At 50.2% G+C, this 16,680-nt stretch carries 22 protein-coding genes; 1 reads left to right on the forward strand and 21 read right to left on the reverse strand.

Annotation, left to right across the window (positions count from 1 at the left end; translation table 11 throughout):
* Positions 1 to 9: 9 nt before the first annotated feature.
* From MT343_RS06180 to MT343_RS06225, 10 genes are all read right to left on the reverse strand, one after another.
* Positions 10 to 624: a class I SAM-dependent methyltransferase gene (locus tag MT343_RS06180; protein WP_145469264.1), complete on the reverse strand. Its 615-nt coding sequence runs from the start codon at positions 622 to 624 to the stop codon at positions 10 to 12.
* 29 nt (positions 625 to 653) lie between these two features.
* A complete protein-coding gene (locus tag MT343_RS06185) occupies positions 654 to 1,151 on the reverse strand; it encodes an N-acetyltransferase (protein WP_145469265.1) in 498 nt (165 codons plus the stop codon).
* A gap of 70 nt (positions 1,152 to 1,221) precedes the next feature.
* Positions 1,222 to 1,629, reverse strand: coding sequence for a hypothetical protein (locus MT343_RS06190; protein ID WP_145469266.1), 408 nt, complete (start codon positions 1,627 to 1,629; stop codon positions 1,222 to 1,224).
* A 15-nt stretch (positions 1,630 to 1,644) separates the two neighbouring features.
* On the reverse strand, positions 1,645 to 1,881 hold the full coding sequence (locus tag MT343_RS06195; protein ID WP_145469267.1) for a helix-hairpin-helix domain-containing protein: 237 nt from the start codon (positions 1,879 to 1,881) through the stop codon (positions 1,645 to 1,647).
* A 121-nt stretch (positions 1,882 to 2,002) separates the two neighbouring features.
* Entirely contained in the window at positions 2,003 to 2,248 is a 246-nt protein-coding gene (locus tag MT343_RS06200; protein ID WP_145469268.1) for a hypothetical protein, read from the reverse strand.
* 481 nt (positions 2,249 to 2,729) lie between these two features.
* Positions 2,730 to 3,200, reverse strand: a complete 471-nt coding sequence (locus tag MT343_RS06205) for a DUF6985 domain-containing protein (RefSeq protein WP_145469269.1) — start codon at positions 3,198 to 3,200, stop codon at positions 2,730 to 2,732.
* A 70-nt stretch (positions 3,201 to 3,270) separates the two neighbouring features.
* A complete protein-coding gene (locus MT343_RS06210; RefSeq protein ID WP_145469270.1) occupies positions 3,271 to 3,540 on the reverse strand; it encodes a hypothetical protein in 270 nt (89 codons plus the stop codon).
* A gap of 108 nt (positions 3,541 to 3,648) precedes the next feature.
* Positions 3,649 to 3,924 carry a hypothetical protein gene (locus MT343_RS06215; protein ID WP_145469271.1) on the reverse strand — a complete coding sequence of 92 codons (276 nt, stop codon included), beginning with the start codon at positions 3,922 to 3,924 and terminating at the stop codon, positions 3,649 to 3,651.
* An 89-nt stretch (positions 3,925 to 4,013) separates the two neighbouring features.
* The gene (locus tag MT343_RS06220; RefSeq protein WP_145469272.1) at positions 4,014 to 4,973 is read right to left on the reverse strand and encodes a restriction endonuclease; all 960 of its coding nucleotides are present in this window, start codon (positions 4,971 to 4,973) and stop codon (positions 4,014 to 4,016) included.
* Between the two features lie 762 nt (positions 4,974 to 5,735).
* The gene (locus MT343_RS06225; protein ID WP_145469273.1) at positions 5,736 to 6,596 is read right to left on the reverse strand and encodes a Tim44 domain-containing protein; all 861 of its coding nucleotides are present in this window, start codon (positions 6,594 to 6,596) and stop codon (positions 5,736 to 5,738) included.
* Positions 6,597 to 6,861: 265 nt separating this feature from the next.
* Between MT343_RS06225 and MT343_RS06230 the strand changes: the two genes are divergently transcribed.
* The gene (locus tag MT343_RS06230) at positions 6,862 to 7,332 is read left to right on the forward strand and encodes a bacteriohemerythrin (protein ID WP_145469274.1); all 471 of its coding nucleotides are present in this window, start codon (positions 6,862 to 6,864) and stop codon (positions 7,330 to 7,332) included.
* A gap of 77 nt (positions 7,333 to 7,409) precedes the next feature.
* Here the strand turns inward: MT343_RS06230 and MT343_RS06235 are convergent, their stop codons facing one another.
* From MT343_RS06235 to MT343_RS06285, 11 genes are all read right to left on the reverse strand, one after another.
* Positions 7,410 to 8,768 (reverse strand): SLC13 family permease, encoded by a 1,359-nt coding sequence (locus MT343_RS06235; RefSeq protein WP_145469275.1) that lies wholly within the window; start codon positions 8,766 to 8,768, stop codon positions 7,410 to 7,412.
* 161 nt (positions 8,769 to 8,929) lie between these two features.
* Positions 8,930 to 9,616: a M15 family metallopeptidase gene (locus tag MT343_RS06240; protein WP_145469276.1), complete on the reverse strand. Its 687-nt coding sequence runs from the start codon at positions 9,614 to 9,616 to the stop codon at positions 8,930 to 8,932.
* A 149-nt stretch (positions 9,617 to 9,765) separates the two neighbouring features.
* Complete coding sequence (locus MT343_RS06245; RefSeq protein WP_145469277.1) at positions 9,766 to 10,155, reverse strand: EF-hand domain-containing protein; 390 nt, start codon at positions 10,153 to 10,155, stop codon at positions 9,766 to 9,768.
* 226 nt (positions 10,156 to 10,381) lie between these two features.
* Positions 10,382 to 10,951 carry a HupE/UreJ family protein gene (locus MT343_RS06250; protein WP_145469278.1) on the reverse strand — a complete coding sequence of 190 codons (570 nt, stop codon included), beginning with the start codon at positions 10,949 to 10,951 and terminating at the stop codon, positions 10,382 to 10,384.
* Between the two features lie 175 nt (positions 10,952 to 11,126).
* Positions 11,127 to 11,768, reverse strand: a complete 642-nt coding sequence (gene ureG / locus MT343_RS06255; RefSeq protein WP_145469279.1) for an urease accessory protein UreG — start codon at positions 11,766 to 11,768, stop codon at positions 11,127 to 11,129.
* A 179-nt stretch (positions 11,769 to 11,947) separates the two neighbouring features.
* Positions 11,948 to 12,646 carry an urease accessory protein UreF gene (locus MT343_RS06260; RefSeq protein WP_145469280.1) on the reverse strand — a complete coding sequence of 233 codons (699 nt, stop codon included), beginning with the start codon at positions 12,644 to 12,646 and terminating at the stop codon, positions 11,948 to 11,950.
* Complete coding sequence (gene ureE / locus MT343_RS06265) at positions 12,636 to 13,208, reverse strand: urease accessory protein UreE (protein ID WP_145469281.1); 573 nt, start codon at positions 13,206 to 13,208, stop codon at positions 12,636 to 12,638. Before ureE ends, MT343_RS06260 begins: the two co-directional genes overlap by 11 nt.
* A gap of 24 nt (positions 13,209 to 13,232) precedes the next feature.
* Positions 13,233 to 14,945 (reverse strand): urease subunit alpha, encoded by a 1,713-nt coding sequence (ureC, locus tag MT343_RS06270; RefSeq protein WP_145469282.1) that lies wholly within the window; start codon positions 14,943 to 14,945, stop codon positions 13,233 to 13,235.
* Positions 14,938 to 15,258 carry an urease subunit beta gene (locus tag MT343_RS06275; RefSeq protein ID WP_145469283.1) on the reverse strand — a complete coding sequence of 107 codons (321 nt, stop codon included), beginning with the start codon at positions 15,256 to 15,258 and terminating at the stop codon, positions 14,938 to 14,940. The genes ureC and MT343_RS06275 overlap by 8 nt, the downstream gene beginning before the upstream one ends.
* A gap of 59 nt (positions 15,259 to 15,317) precedes the next feature.
* Entirely contained in the window at positions 15,318 to 15,620 is a 303-nt protein-coding gene (gene ureA, locus MT343_RS06280; protein WP_145469284.1) for an urease subunit gamma, read from the reverse strand.
* A gap of 46 nt (positions 15,621 to 15,666) precedes the next feature.
* Complete coding sequence (locus MT343_RS06285) at positions 15,667 to 16,551, reverse strand: urease accessory protein UreD (RefSeq protein ID WP_145469285.1); 885 nt, start codon at positions 16,549 to 16,551, stop codon at positions 15,667 to 15,669.
* Between the last annotated feature and the right edge of the window lie 129 nt (positions 16,552 to 16,680).

Raw genomic sequence — 16,680 nt, forward strand, 5'->3', positions numbered from 1 at the left:
AATCTCTGATTATTTTCTGGCAACAATAAAAACGGACTGTGCTGCCGGTTGCCAGAGATGATCGATACTGAATCCGGCCCGGGTCAGTTTTTCCACTAACTCCGTTTTATTAAAACGATTCACAAAGGGCGCCAGATTCAGCACCTGCATAACCGGAATCAGCATACGCCAGAAGATATTCATTTCCTTCACCAGCGCTGTGCTGGTAATAAATACACCGCCTGGCTTTAACGCCTTATAACTGGCGTTGATAGCGGAATCAGGATCTTCCAGCAGGTGCAGGATATTCAGCCCCAGCACCGCGTCAAAGCTGGCCGCGGGTGGATTAATACTTTCCAGCGTTCCCTGCTGAAAACGGATATTACCGATACCAGCATCTTTGGCTTTCTGTGCCGCAATGGCCAGCATATTGTCGGAAATATCCGTTGCCAGAACCTCTTTAACATACGGCGCATGAACCATCGCGGTGCTGCCGGTGCCACAGCCAAACTCCAGTACTGACCAATCGGGTTGCAGATAGTGCTGGGTTATTTCCAGCTTCTTACGGTAGGCCGCTTCATCCTGAATCCGGCTTTTGGCATAGCGCTGTGCACTGTTATCCCAGAATGTCTTTGAATCCTTCATCCTCATCTCCTTTGCTTACGTGTGGCGGACTACGCCGTAAAGTGCAGCAGTAATTCAGTATGTCCGGTATGACTGTCGGTTTGTTCCCGGACCAGTGTAAAGCCCTGATTCCGGTAAAAACGACAGCTGGGTTCGTTGGCTTTATATACCGTAAGATGCAGCTCATTGCGCTGCTGTTTAGCGTGATTTAATAATTGTTTACCAATGCCCCGACCCTGCTGTTGCGGAGCAACAAATATGGCGGCCAGCGTGTTGTTATGCAGAGCATAAAAACCGACAACCTGTGCGTTTAGCTCAAATACCCAGACATCGGAGTTGGGTAAATACACATCGCGCATATTATCCAGCTGAGACTGCCAGAATGATGACTCAATAAAATCATGGGCTTTAACGGACGCATCCAGCCAGACTGTCAGTATTGTGTCGATATCACTGCGGGCTGCCTGTGTGCTGCCTGCACCGGGTGGGGGCAGCGTAGTAGGAGAGGTTGTGGTATCCAGACGGATACCGGCAGCGGGTCTGATCATAATTATCCGGGGGAAGTTTAACAACAAAGAGAGTTTTAACAACAAAGAGAGTTTTAACAACAAAGAGAGTTCAGGGCATATCAAGGCAACTGAAACTGTCTGGCAGAATCTGCTGTTGGCTATCGCGCTCAAATTTTAAAAAGCGAGTGGAGCATTCCTGATCCTGCCAGGGTTTGCAATCGGAAACCGACAGCGTACAGACTTCGTTATAACAACCGTAACTCAGACGGTTTCTGCTGGTTGTATTATTTATTTCCAGCAGCGAGGCAATAACAGCTCCCACTGTGGTAACCGGGCTGCCTTCACAGGCATAATTCTCTGCGGCAATTTCCGTGCTGGCATGGCGCATCACATTTTCCAGTAATGGCTGTTGTTCTGCTGCAGGCGGACTTTCGCGATAGGAACAGACCCAGGCACTGAACAAGCCAGCGGTAGCTCCCAACAGGAAAATAATAATATTCAGTGCTGTACGTTTCATCGCATCACTTTCCGCTTATAAACCGGCTTTGGCCCGTTCAATCGCGGCATTAATTGCCGCTTTCGCTTGTGGGCTGTTTTTCCAGCAGGTGGTTCTCAGCATCTGAGCCACTCTCTCGGCGATATCTTCTGCGTTGTAAGCGGCCAGCTCAGCCAGCGAACTGATACCAATTTCCTCAAAGCGTTTGATCACGGTCGGGCCAACGCCCTTCAGCGCCAGCAGGGCTTCTTTTTCAGGTTCAGAAAATTTCATAGATTACTTTATTTTAAGGGGGTAACGGAGTGGGGCGATATTAATTCAGCTTTGGTGTCTGTTAAACCGGAGGAGGATTAAGGTGACATTGAGCAATTTGTTATATGCCTGAATCAAGATGTTAACTCCTATTTTTGAGTATTGTTTCAATGTTGTTAACGCTCTTCTTTAAATCTACAATCAGCATGATAGGGCCAAAGAATATTACTGAAAATATGAGAGAAGAAATAAATCCAATGCCCGCATCAAAAATTGGATTGCCAGTAATTTCAGAACCGACAGCACTAAGTGTTCCCATGAGTACGATCAACCACATTAGTATCTCAAGAATACCAGCGAATGAATTTGCCAAAAATCTAGTTAACATAATTATTCTCCTTTTATAAACCTAATGGATTGTGCGGACTCCATACCCCGTATGCACATAACGATCAAAGCAGGCGCGCGGTACGTGTTGCTTTGCCTTTGCTTGTTAACTGCTGCTCCATGAAGGCGTCACCAATGGGCGATTTCTTAGTGAAGCAACAAAATTTTCATATATTTCCGGCTCGTGAATATGGCCGCACCAAGATATAAGGGAACACATCTCCTTCACTAGATACTCAGGCCGATTATTTCCGTAAGCTAATTTCGCCAACTCAGAAGCGTACCAATCTAGATCCTTGACCTGTTGATTGGATGCAGGCTGAGTTTGCGAGGCTAACTCCTCCAATAAGTCCGTAGCACTATCGGTCAGTTCAGTTATTCGTTTATTCAAGTCGGGCTCGTTTCTCATGGCCAGTTAACGCCTCAATAACCGGCGCAGCTTTGCTGCGTCCGGCGCCAAAGGCGCGAAGTTAATTGACTTGTTAGGCGTAGTTCCATGAATCACTCTTTGAAATCTCAGCCCAGGGGTATGTGCCATTGAAAGCGCCAACATAAAGAACTTCCTTGCCACGCACGATCCACTCCATACCATGCTCTGGTTCCCATTCGCAGTTTAACTCCATATGTACAATTGGTTCGTCACCATTTTCTGGATCAGGGATGAGAAGTGTGGATGGGTATATTTTTGGTAGTACATCTTTGTAGTTATTAAATTCAATTGTAGGCTCGCAGATAGCGTCTAAGAATGAATTGCAATAGCGAATTGATGCTTCACAAATATTACGAATTATTTCTTCGCTTAAATTATTCAAATATTCTGCACATTTTGTTGCGTATTCAATGTCAGCAGAATCTTCAATTGCAAAGCTTATATATTTATCAAATAGGCCAAACCATACCTCACCTTCTGGTGGGTCAAGCTGGCCTTGATAGATGTTCTTAATTAGTTCCATGCTTTTCGCCTAACGCTTTGGTTTGCGGGAGCCGAAGGCGATCCGCAACACCAACTTGTTCTGTTTTTCTCTAGCTAGTGAAAGAAGCCAGCTGCTCTTTCGTTCTTGCAAGGTTATCAATCCCAAAGTCTGAGCTCTTGTCAAATAGGTAATGCATACAGGCATCAGGGTGTGTTTCTTCGAAGGCGCACTTCATTAACTCTACAGCCATTCGAAGGAATCCCTCTTTATTTGCATAAAGAGCAGTTTCGCCGTAAGCCACCAACCTAGCTTCTGCACCAATTTTTGGGATATAGACGTCCAATTCCTTTATAAACTTCAAGATCTCTTCGTCGGTCATGAGTCTTTTCCTAGCGAACAGAACGCTCCGCTAAGCGGCGAGCGTTAGCGAGTCCGGTGGAGGCCACGCCTTTTGTGGCCGGAACGTATTTAAGCGGTTTGTTATGTGCTAGTTGGCAGCGCATAGTTTATATATTTCCAGTGCCAATGCGCCAGCCGCGATTACAACAGCAGCAAAAGTTAACCAATTTAGACTTTTGGTTAATCTAGTAGAAGATTCATTGGCATTCTTAAGCTCGGCAGTTAAAGCCTCAGTATTAACGGCAAGCTTTTCAAGAGCAGATGCAGAACGATTTAAGGAGGAAAATACTGTGTTCTTACTCATTGCCTCGTAGAATGTCTTTTCTACATCAGCCAATGTGCGCTCACGATCATCAGAACTCAATTTATTCTCCTTTCACTATTTGCACATAACGCCCGCAACACGGGACAAATTGGAGCGTAGCGGAAATTTGTTCCCTGTGATTGCGTTTGTTAGGCATTTTTTAAAATCTCAGACACATTTTGAATAGTTTGCTCAGAACAATTTAGTAAGTGTTCCTTTATGCTTTCTGTGTTGCCATATATAACGCCAATGGATAGCTTTTTATCTGCGCTATTTGGTATTGATTTAACTCTTTTCCAATTGCTGCCTGGTTGTGGACCGCTATGATGTACCTCGGGGAAACTTTGCTCACCATGAAACTCACCGTCTGTGAACTCATAGCTTCCATTTATTAGATACCCTTCCAAGGTCGCTTCATAAAAATCCCAGTCTCCACCAAATTCAATTCTAAGCATATCACTACCAGTATTTGGATTACGTAGACTTATGCTTTCTGTCCATTTTTGAGGAAGTGTTCCTGTCTGTTGAGCATTGGATCTAACTCCCGCTCGCTTTTGGGCATGCTTACTTAAAACTAAGTCTATTAGTTTGATTGGCATACTACCTTGGTCCATATTTAGCTCAAATAGCTCTCCTAACGTATTGGGTTGACCATCTATGACCTCCAACCACGCAGCCCAAAAATGGAATGCAGGTGTCATTAGATATGCATGAAAGCTTAGTAACTCTGGAATATCAGCAGGTTCATTCTGATATAAACGGCAACATGAAATACCTCTAGCTTTTGCTTTATCTAATGCAGGCTTGGTAAAACCTGAATAGGAATAAATCACGCCTTTTTGAGCACCTGAGGACAATAGTTCGCCAATAAATGCATCGATATGCTGCTGATTAAGTTTGGTTTTATATCTTTTGCAACTAACGAGAATTTTTAAGGAAAAGAGTTTTGAAACTTTGGTTTCAATCCAAACATCACGCTGCCGTGGAGTACCAGTATCCTTGTCTGGGATCATCGCATCATGAGTGACTTGGGCTTCAGGATCTAAAGCTTTAATAAAATTAGTTACCGAAATTTCAAATTCTTTCCACGCTGGATCTTTTGCTTTCATATCTGCCTAAGTCTAATTTTTAGCGTAATGCCTAACAGTTTCTTAGTAGGCATGCTCATTAACACACCTAAGCCCTTATTCAGATTTCCAGCCTAACCCATTGTCCAGGATGTAAAAATCATCGTTATTTTCTTTCTTGTCAGGATATAAACGCGCATGCGCGCTTTTACCCTGAGTAGCTCTTTACACTTTGCGCGTTATCACTTTTCGCAGAATCTTAAGTAATTGATTTTCTTCCATTCTTTCTGGACCGAAGGTGTCAATCTGCGCATGCGTGTTTTGTTATGGGAGCGTAAATGCGCATCAGATTGCGCAAGCAGTAAAATACACTGGTTATTTGTACATTACTTTTCTTCGGTAATTTTCAGTGCTTTTCCGGCGGTGAAAATCGCTCAGGTGATGCTTGTTTACCAGACACGCTGCCGCCCGTCCTTGTATACGCAGGGCAGGAATCGCGTGTTTTTATCATTCGGGATTGTAAGCGGGGAGGGCGTGTGTCCGGACGGTGTGTTCGTACGATATGGCGGCATCCCTGCAGAGGTCTGAGAGTACTGAACTTCATGGAGCGATTCAATAATTGATAGAAACAGTTACAACTGGCACAAGACGGCAATGCTGTATTACCCATAGTCGGGCTGGTTCAGGCTCTGCTGAGTAGCGCTGTGCGGGCGGCCATAAAAAAACAGGGCAGCACATTGTGCTGCCCTGTTTCTGTCATGGTAAAAAGCATTTGCCGGTGTTCCGGCAAAATTACCGCGACGGTTATTCGGCCTGAATGCCCACAATTAACCATGGCGCGTTGTCTTTGCTCAGATCGCGCTCCAGATGCCAGATATCAAAAATACCGTCTTCGGATTTTTCCAGCAGGTCGCGTACGCGGCCTTTAAACAGCAGGCTGATTTCGGCGTTGTCTCCGGCCTGACCGGCGGCGACGATTTCGGCACTTAAATCCAGCACTTCGGTTTGTGGTGGCACCATCATGCGGTTGCGCTGGTTGGCGAGGGCGGCATACAGGCCCGGGCTGACGTATTCAGCGATGGTGTCGAGGTTGCCCTGATTCCAGGCTTCCTGCACTTCACGGTAGTGCTGTAAGGCGCCGTCGATAAAGGCTTGCTGATCAAAACCTGCTGGCAGATCAATGCTGGCTTCGGCAGCAAAAGCGGCGCTGTTGCCAGAGGCCGGAGCAGCACCGCTGTCGGCCAGGTTGCCCATATCGAAGCTCTGGCGTTGCTGGGCAGCATTGCCGGCAGCGGAATAAGCACTCTGTGGCGCATTGTGCTGAGCGGCGCGGCCACGCAACAGCTTAAACAGAACAAAGCCAACCAGCGCCAGCAGCAGAATATCCATCATCTGAATGCCTTCAAACGCGCCGCTGCCCAGCAGGTAGGCGAACAGACCACCGGCCAGAAGGCCACCCAGCAGGCCTTTACCCAGGCCACTGCCCGGACGGGCGCTATTGGCTGGCTGCTGTTTCTGGGTCTGATCCGGGGTGGCTTTTTTCTGCTGGAAAGGTACAGATTTGGTTTTGCCAAAACCACCGGAGCCAAAGCGTGCCGCATCGGCGGTGCTGGCGAGTCCGAAGGTAAGCATCAGGGCGGTGAACAGGGTCCAGAAGGCTTTCATAGTATCCTCGTTGTATTTTTATGCCGGTCTTTCTGCATAGTGTTTCCGCAGAAAAGCCATTTTCAGGCATGCATCATAGGGCAGTGAGAAGGGGGCGTCATGCAGGGAATTGGCAGGAATCGTAAATGTGATGGACGTTTTATTTTGCGTGAATTTAACCATTCAAAGTGTGTGTGAATTGATTCAGGTCAATTTCTGATCAGGCCATTTCTCTAGACTCGCCGGAGTCTATTAATAAAAACAACAGCGACAGGATGTTCCGGCTATGGATATGTATGAGTGGACCGCTGACCTTAATCTGGGAATTGAGGTAATTGATGCTCAGCATCGGCAGATTGTGCAGTACATCAATGATCTGACCCATGCTATTGGTTCTGAAGATGTTGATGAAGTCTTTGATGTTATGGAGCGCCTGCGCGACTACACCCTTGACCATTTTGCCTTTGAAGAACAGTTAATGAATCAGGCGGGCTATGTTTTGCTGAGTGCGCACCAGATGGTGCATCGCCGCTTTGAAGATAAAATTTCCCGTATGCAGGAAGAGCTGACCAGCGGTCGTGATCCTTTTGGTATCGCCCGCCGGGTACGTACATCATTAATGGCGTGGCTTATTCAGCATATCCGCCACGAAGATGTTGATTATGTGCCGGTGGTAAAAAAAGTACTGAAACGGGAAGAAGGCTGGATTAATTCGGCGTTAAAGCGGATTTTTGGTAACAACACTTCCAACGCCTGATCATACTCTCTGGCATAAAAAACGGCTGACGCTTTTGGCGGACAGCCGTTTTTTTATACGTTTTTACGGGCTTGTATTTACCAGAACAACCAGGCGAACAGGGTCAGTACAATAATGCAGGCCAGGTTAAGCCAGATGCCTGCACGCATCATTTCACTTTGCTGCACATAACCGCTGCCAAACACGATGGCATTGGGCGGCGTGGCGACCGGCAGCATAAAGGCGCAGGATGCGGCGATAGCAATCAGTGCAGACAGAATAACGGGTGATACACCCAGACTGTCGGCAATGGCCGCAAACACCGGTACTAACAGTGCGGCGCTGGCGGTGTTGCTGGCAAACTCGGTAAGAAACACCACGAAGGTCACAATACTCAGCAGTGCTACGAGAGTGCCGCCGGAGTGAAGAAAATCGCCGATACTGTGCGCCAGAAATTCACTGGTGCCGGTGGTTTTTAAAATTGCGCTGAGGCACAGACCACCACCGAACAATAACAGCACACTCCAGTCGGTGGTTTTTTCAATGTCTTTCCAGGTTACAACGCCGCTGACCGCGAGCGCGATTATCGCACTGATGCCAATAACGCTATCAAAGGAGGCAAGGCCACCAAGCCAGGAGTTTAACGGCGCACTGAATATCCAGCACAGTACGGTCAGGGTAAAAATGGCGAGGGTAATACGTTTGTTGTTATCCCAGACCAGAGTACTTTTCTGCACGCTGAAGCGTTGGTTCAGATCGGGCTTAAGTACCCAGTACAGTACGCCGACAGCAACCGGCAGCAGAACCAGCGTAACCGGCAACGCCAGTTTCATCCAATCCACAAATGTCATGCCATTTTGTGCCGCTGCAATGGCATTCGGCGGGCTGCCAACCAGTGTGGCAATACCACCAATACTGGCGCAGTAGGCAACGCCGAGCAGGGTAAATACATAGGTGCGGTGATGTTTTTCGCGGTCAAGCTGGCTGAGCATACCCAGCACCAACGGCAGCATCATGGCAGCTGTTGCTGTGTTACTGACCCACATCGACAGGCCGGCCGATACGGCAAACATCATCAGCACCGCAATGACCAGACGGCCACGGGCAATATTCAGTACTTTATTGGCGATAGCACGGTCGAGCTCCTGAGCATGCAGTGCTGAAGCCAGGGCAAAGCCACCGAGAAACAAAAAGATAATAGGGTCGGCAAAGTTACCCAGTGCCTGGGGTGTTTTAAAGATGCCGAAACCGACGGCCAGAATGGGTACCAGTAATGCGGTTACCGATACATGAATGGCTTCGGTCAGCCACAGCACGGCAACAAACACCAGAATACTCAGCCCGGTGACCACCGCCGGAGCAAAGGGCAGAGTTTTGAGCAACAGCGCAAACAGCAGAATGTCGGCACCTAAAATCAGCGGCCCACGCCAGCGCCGGAAAAAAACGGAAGAAAACATACCCCTACCTTTATTAATGGTAATAGACCAGCATACTGCGTGGCTCGGGCGGCCGCCAGTCGGGTTTATAAGAGGGGGTGCTAGGTATAAATACGGTAACAGGCGGCAGGTTTTAGTCTGATATGAGTAAAACCATGCTGCCGTACGGAGTCTTTAGTGGTTTACTCTTCTGTGTATTCTGCTGTTGGCAGAAAATCAAAATACTGATCGGGGTAGGGTTCATCGCCGAGGGTAAAGTGCCACCACTCTTCCCGCACACCTGTAAAACCGTGGCGACGCATAACACTCTGCAGTAAATCGCGGTTGGCGCGCTGGACTGGGCTGACGTCCGCCGACTCCGGCCAGGATTGCGGGCCAAAGAAATCAAAGATGGTACCCATATCCAGCTCCCGGCCGTCGCTGTCGACCAGTGTCAGGTCGGCGGTACTGCCGCGCGAGTGCGAGGAATGGCTGAACAGATAGCCCTGTTCAAACAGTTGTGGCTTTTCCAGCGAGGGATAAAAGCGGTCTTTGGTGCGGAAGTCTTCGGCACGGCTGGCCCAACGTAAAAAATGGTCGACCGCACGTTGCGGACGATAAGCATCAAAGATCTTTAAGCGCAGGTTTTGCTGACGGAGTTCTGCTGCCACATTGGCCAGAGCTTCTGCCGCCGGACGGCTGAGCAATGCACAGGCCTGTTGGTAACCATCCACCACAGCACCAATAAAGTTATCGCAACCGGCGTATTTCAGGTCGATCAGAATGTCAGGAATATGCTGGTCGAGGCGCACAAAGGATGGCCGTAACTCATGTGCAGAAAGTGGTGGCTGGTGGTTTGCGGAGGAATTGCCATTCTGAGGCTGAGGCATTGTTGCGTATCGCGGCTGTTGAGGTAATGGCTGCAGTGTAACGCTTTTTCTGCCCGCTGACTGTTCAGCTTATGTATAAGCCGGATAAGCGCTGGTCGCGTCTTGTGTTAATCGGGGCAGGCGGCTTTTATGTACCGCCTGCCTGCGGACTACTGCTGCATATTTTTCTTATGCATGTTCTGCATATTCATCATTTGATCTTTACGCATATCCATCATTTCCTGCTGATGCTGCATCTGGCCATTCTTCAGCTCATCGGCGCTCAGCTTACCGTCGTTATTGGTATCAAACTGGCTGAACATGGGGCGGTTAGCGGCGCCTTTCATCGGCATACCGGCGGCAGAGTTGTTTTGCATACGTTTGTCGTGGGCGGCATTGAATTCAGCTTCAGAAATACTGCCGTTTTTATCGGTGTCGTAATCGCTGAAGGCCATAGGCCCACGGGCAGGAACATCGGCGGCCTGAGCACCAGTGCTCAGTAAAAATGATACGGAAAATAAGACGGACAAGACGGGTAGGGCAATATGACGTGTTTTCATGGGAGCCTCCTTTAAGGGCTGCAAACACAGGTGATACCTGTTTACTGTAGCGCTATGACGGAGACATGATCACGACTCAGATCAATAAATGATCAGCAGATGACTGCACCGTGAAAAGCGGTTATTAGCGTTCACGGCACAGGGGCTCAGTTATCTGCTGCATAACCCTTTGCTGGAGAAGCGTTTATGCAGCAGATAACCGTTCGGCAGCAACTCAGGCCGGCCCTCAGGCTGCGCCTAAAGCAATACCGGTCAGAGCAATCACAGCACCGGCAGCGCGGCGGCTGATATCTGCTGCTTTGCTGTGACCAAAGGCGGCCAGTGCATAACCGGCCGCATGCAGAACAGCAGTCGCCAGCAGAAAGCCTGCGCCATAGGTTGCCAGAGTGCTCATTGCCGGCATTTCCGCGCCGTGGGCAAAACCGTGAAAAAAGGCAAAGCCACCGGCCAGCAAAGCACCGGCCAGAGCGCCTTTTTTCAGGTTAAAGGCAATCAGAGACCCGAATACCACCACAGAGGCGGCAATCATCAGCTCGGTAAACGGCAGCTGCAGGCTGCTGGCTCCGGCCAGAGCACCCACCGCCATCATGGCAACAAAGGCCAGTGGCGTCGCCCAGCGGGCAGCACCACTCTGGCGTGCGGCCCAAAGACCCACCGCCAGCATCGCCAGCAGGTGATCCAGCCCGGTAAAGGGGTGCGCAATACCGGCAGCAAAACCAGACACTTCATGGCCGGTATGAGCAAAGGCCGCGGCTGGCATCAGCAGGGCGGCGGCAGAGATCAGAACTTTTTTCATAGGATTCTCCTCAGGAGTTTTTTACAAATTTAAATAACCGGCAACACAGATTGTCTGAGCGTCGCGAGCGCCGGTGAGACAAGGCAAAAATAACTGAGGGAGCGGAGTGCAGTTGGCCTGCATGAGCATCCCGAAAGCATTTTTAACGCCGTATCACTAAGCGCAGCAGCTCAGATCAGACGACCGCCTTGGCTGGTGGGATCTCTTTTTGCTCCAGCATCCCCTCGGTCACAATAAACTGAATAATATCGTCCAGCCCCTGCGCCTTTTTCAGGTTCGAAAATACAAAAGGGCGTTCACCGCGCATTTTTTTCGCATCGCGGTCCATCACATCCAGATCGGCACCCACCAGTGGCGCCAGATCGGTTTTATTAATCACCAGTAAATCGGAGCGGGTAATACCCGGGCCACCCTTACGCGGAATTTTGTCACCGGCGGATACGTCGATCACATAAATGGTCAGGTCGGATAATTCCGGGCTGAAGGTTGCACTCAGGTTATCGCCGCCGCTTTCAACAAACACCACGTCCAGATCGCCATGACGTTTCATTAATACGTCAATAGCGGCCAGATTCATCGAGGCATCTTCACGGATCGCGGTGTGCGGACAACCACCGGTTTCCACCCCCATGATGCGGTCGGCTGACAACGCTTCGTTACGGGTTAAGAACTCGGCATCTTCTTTGGTGTAAATATCGTTGGTTACTACTGCAATATTGTAGTGATCACGCAGAGCAGAACAGAGTGAGCGTAATAATGCTGTTTTGCCGGAGCCGACCGGACCACCGACACCGACGCGTAATGTTTGTTTTTTCATTTTTTTCTCCAGTAATTCTGAGTCTTGCTTGAATTTTTAATCGTGTAATACAGCCAGCGATGAGGGCGTTAGTGAAGCAGTCAGGACGCGGCAAAAATTATCGAAGGAGCGCAGTGTAGTTAGCCTACATGAGCATCCTGAGAAAATTTTTAACAAAGTCCTGACAATGCAACCAGCCCTCATGATCGGAACAGGCGCGTGTACTGTGTCTCATGCTGCGCACTGGCAATCGCCAGTGCCGGTAACGAGCCGCCGATTTCTGCTTCATCCACGTCTTCTGCAGTGCGGATCGTGGCCGGAATCAGCGTCTGTAAATCACTTAATAATTGCTGTGCCTGGGTTTGACCCAGGGGTACCAGTTTGGTAGCAGCGGCAATCTGATTTTCCAGCCAAGCGAAGGTCAGACCGGTGGCGGCGGCAGTAAACGGAATCTGCCACTGCACCGCCGGATAGGCATAGAGCGCAACAAAGCTGACATCGCCCTCTGCCTCACTGGCATAGCGCGGCAGTTTAACGTCCAGCTGTTTTAATAAACGCACCAGTGCTTCGCCCATGGCGGTATCGGTAAGGCGTAATTCACTGGTTTCGCGGCTGGCCAGAATTAAATCGTTCCAGATTTCCCAGGCTTTTTCATCGGCTGCAGTTACCGCCTGTATCGCGCCTTTTAATACCGGTAAATCAATCAGCGCCTGGGTTTCGTGTAATTGCAGCGCAATCCAGTCACGGGTCTTTGCCATATTACTGACCCAGCCTTTTTCCACGGCGTATTCCAGCCCCTGGGAAAAGGCGTAACCACCCACCGGCAGGCTGACACTGGATAGCTGCAATAAACGCAGCAGCCCCGGTGTTGTCAGCGCCGCGTGGTTATCAGTGGTCATGTCCGTCACCGTGCTCGTGCCCTTTACCATGTCCGTCTTTATGGCTGTGGCCGTGGTGATGATCATGATCGTGGGAATGACCATGCGAATGTCCGTGCGAGTGGCTGTGTGAATGACCATGCGAATGCCCGTAACCGGGGGCATAAGCGCCGGACTCAGGTACAAAGACTGCGTGTTCATGGCTGACCATCAGGCCAAGTAAATGCAGCATATCTTCCAGCACATGATCCGGTTTTATCCGTAACCAGCGCTCACCCACTTCTACTTTTACATGGCGGTTGCCGAGGTGATAACAGGCTTTGGCAAAGGTTTGCCAGTCGTCGCAGCTGGCGTGGGCAACATCTTCTTCAGCGCCTTCAATTTTTACGATTTTGCCATCAGTGGCGCGTAAAAATTCACCAACCAGTAAGGGCTTGCCACGCTCCAGAAACAGACGTACTTCTTCGCCGTCGGTACTGGTCAGACGCAGACGGCCACGGTCGCGCTGTTCGTAGTTCAGTACTACCGTAGCGCTGACCGGATCATGGCAGTGAGTGCCAAGGCGTTCATAAACTTCCAACATAAACAGTCCTTTTACATTGCACGCTTAAAATAAGTTATACAGTTGTGCCAGTGGCAGTTCGCTGGCCGGTTCGCAGGTCAGTAATTCGCCGTCGGCACGCACTTCATAGGTTTGCGGATCAACGGTAACGTCCGGCATCCAATCGTTCAGAATCATGTCTGATTTACGGATATTGCGGGTGTTTTTACAGGCCGCTAAGGTGCGTTTGACCCCAAGTTTTTCACCGACGTTATTATTTAATGCCGCTGCCGATACAAAGGTCAGGCTGGTGGCGGCGGCGGCTTTACCAAAGGCACCGAACATCATGCGGTAATGCACCGGCTGTGGGGTTGGGATGGACGCATTCGGATCGCCCATCGGCGCTGCGGCAATCATGCCGCCTTTAATAATCATGCTCGGTTTGGTGGCAAAAAATGCCGGCTTCCATAACACCAGATCGGCCAGTTTTCCTTTTTCGATGGAACCCACTTCGTGGGAAATACCATGAGCGATGGCCGGGTTAATGGTGTATTTGGCAATGTAGCGGCGCGCGCGGAAATTATCGGCGCCGATCTCCAGATCTTCTTTTAATAAGCCGAACTGGGTTTTCATTTTATGCGCTGTCTGCCAGGTGCGGGTAATCACTTCGCCCACGCGGCCCATGGCCTGAGAGTCGGATGAGATCATGCTGAAGGCACCACGGTCGTGAAAAATATCTTCAGCGGCAATGGTTTCTTTGCGGATGCGCGAATCGGCAAAAGCAACGTCTTCAGGAATGCTGCTGTCGAGGTGATGACAAACCATCAGCATATCCAGATGTTCATCCACCGTATTACGCGTATAAGGACGCGTTGGGTTGGTGGAAGAGGGCAGCACATTGGGATAAGCACAGGCGCGGATAATATCCGGCGCATGGCCACCACCGGCCCCTTCGGTATGGTAGGTGTGAATTACGCGGTCTTTAAAAGCACCAATGGTGTCATCAACAAAACCGGATTCGTTCAGGGTGTCGGTATGAATGGCAACCTGCACATCGTATTTTTCCGCCACGCTCAGACAGCAGTCGATGGACGCCGGTGTGGTGCCCCAGTCTTCGTGTAATTTCAGACCGCAGGCACCGGCTTCCAGTTGTTCTTCCAGTGCCTCCGGCAGGCTGGCGTTGCCTTTACCTAAAAAGCCGAAATTCATTGGCATATCGTCGGTGGCCTGCAGCATTTTGCCGATGTACCAGGGGCCGGACGAACAGGTGGTGGCGTTGGTGCCGGTCGCAGGCCCGGTGCCGCCGCCAATCATGGTGGTGACGCCGCTCATTAAGGCTTCTTCGACCTGTTGCGGACAAATAAAATGAATGTGCGCATCGATACCGCCAGCGGTAAGAATGGAGCCTTCACCGGCAATCACTTCGGTGCCCGGGCCGATAATAATATCGACGTTATCCTGAATATCCGGATTACCGGCTTTACCTACGGCAAAAATACGGCCGTCTTTAATACCGACATCACCTTTCACAATCCCCCAGTGATCCAGCACCACGGCATTGGTTATCACCAGGTCGACGGTTTCAGCACTGCTGCGCTGGCTCTGACCCATACCATCACGGATGACTTTGCCGCCGCCGAATTTCACTTCGTCGCCGTAGGTGGTGAAGTCTTTTTCAATCTGAATCAATAATTCAGTATCGCCGAGGCGCACTTTATCGCCGGTGGTAGGGCCGAACATCTGCGCGTAGGACGTGCGGTCCATGGTTTTATTACTCATGTATTTTCTCCAGCTTGCCCATTACTTCGCCGCGGAAGCCGTACACAATACGGTCTCCGGCGTAGGCGACTAATTCCACTTCACGGCCCTGGCCCGGCTCAAAACGCACGGCGGTACCCGAGGCAATATTCAGTCGAAAACCCCTGGTTTTTTCCCGCTCAAATGACAGTGCCGGATTGGTTTCGTAAAAATGATAATGGGAGCCGACCTGAATCGGGCGATCACCGATATTCTCAACACGCAGACGAACCGTTTCACGGCCTGCATTTAATTCGATATCGCCTTCGCCGACGATAATTTCACCTGGGATCATGTTCTTTCTCCTGTAAACCGTTAAGCATCTCGGCTGAAGCCGTTTAAACGCAGGCAGTTTTAAACAATGGGTTCATGCACGGTGACCAGCTTGGTGCCATCCGGGAAGGTCGCTTCTACCTGTACCTCATGAATTAATTCCGGCACACCGGGCATCACCTGATCGGCGCTCAGCAGTGTTTTACCGTACCCCATCAGCTCGGCCACGGTTTTGCCATCACGTGCGCCTTCCATAATTTCCATGGTCAGGTACGCCATGGCTTCCGGGTAGTTTAATTTCAGACCACGGTTCAGGCGGCGTTCTGCCAGCAGGGCTGCGGTAAAAATCAGCAGCTTATCTTTTTCGCGCGGTAGCAGTTCCATCGTTCACCTCAGTTAATCAATCAGTTCTTTAAATAATCAGAAATAATCAGGTTGCCCAGATGCGTGGTGCGCAGGCCGGGCGTTGCATTAATTGCGGGCGGATAATCGCCCAGGCGTCACTCAGCAGCAGACGGGCTTGTTCGCTGCAGGTGCCGAGATAACGCACGCTTAAAAATTGGCCGTTCAGGCTGACACCGGCCAGTTGGTCGGCGCACAGCTCCTGAAGTTTCTCCAGAGCCTGTTCACAAAAGCCCTGAGTAAAAGGTCCGGCCACTAACAGACCGTGTACCGGCATGCCACGGAAACCGGCGGCGGCATTTAATAATTCGCTGTTACCCGGATGCAGGCTCAGGCGCTCATTCAGCAATAGCTGTTGCTTATAATAAATACGCAGCCCTTGCTTCAGCGTGGTGTGCTGACCAAGGTCATCCAGACGGCTGCCATTGGCGGGCAAACCGAGGCTGACAATATCCCAGCCGATATAGCGGCTGTTTTCACCCAGATGTACTTCGGTTTCCAGCTGCGCACGGGATGACGGAAATAAAATGGTTTCCAGCGGCATCCATTCCAGTGCCGCGTTGTTATCAACCTCCAGCTGTACTTTCTGCTGCTGCAGCAAACCATCGGCACGGGCGCGGTAAACACGTCCTGCTCCGGGCGTTGTTACCAGAACATGGCTGTTTTCACCGGCACTGACATTAATAGTAAGAAAATCACCCGACACCATGCCACCGGGCGGATGCAGCAGATACAGGTGCGCACAGTCCGGCCCTTCCGGGTAAAACGGCTTTTGCACATAAAGAGGGCCGTTATGTTCGCACTGCACCAAACGGGTGCCTCTTTCTGTCTGGCGCGTACTCAGCTGTAACTGCGCGTTCCAGTATGGTGCATCAGCCTGCGCGCTTAGCAGCGGCTGAACGGGGTGATTCAAGCCGTATCTCCTCTGTTTAGTCAGAACCAGCCCAATAACAACGGGCCGTAATGGGTTATGCCGGGTTGTTAAGCAAGAGGGATACCATATTGACTGCTTAGTCAGTTTTTTTAGCGGCAAGGTGCCCGG

It is taken from the genome of Venatorbacter sp. C2-1 (assembly GCF_022832715.1).
GTDB classification, from domain to species: domain Bacteria; phylum Pseudomonadota; class Gammaproteobacteria; order Pseudomonadales; family Oceanobacteraceae; genus Venatoribacter; species Venatoribacter alkanivorans.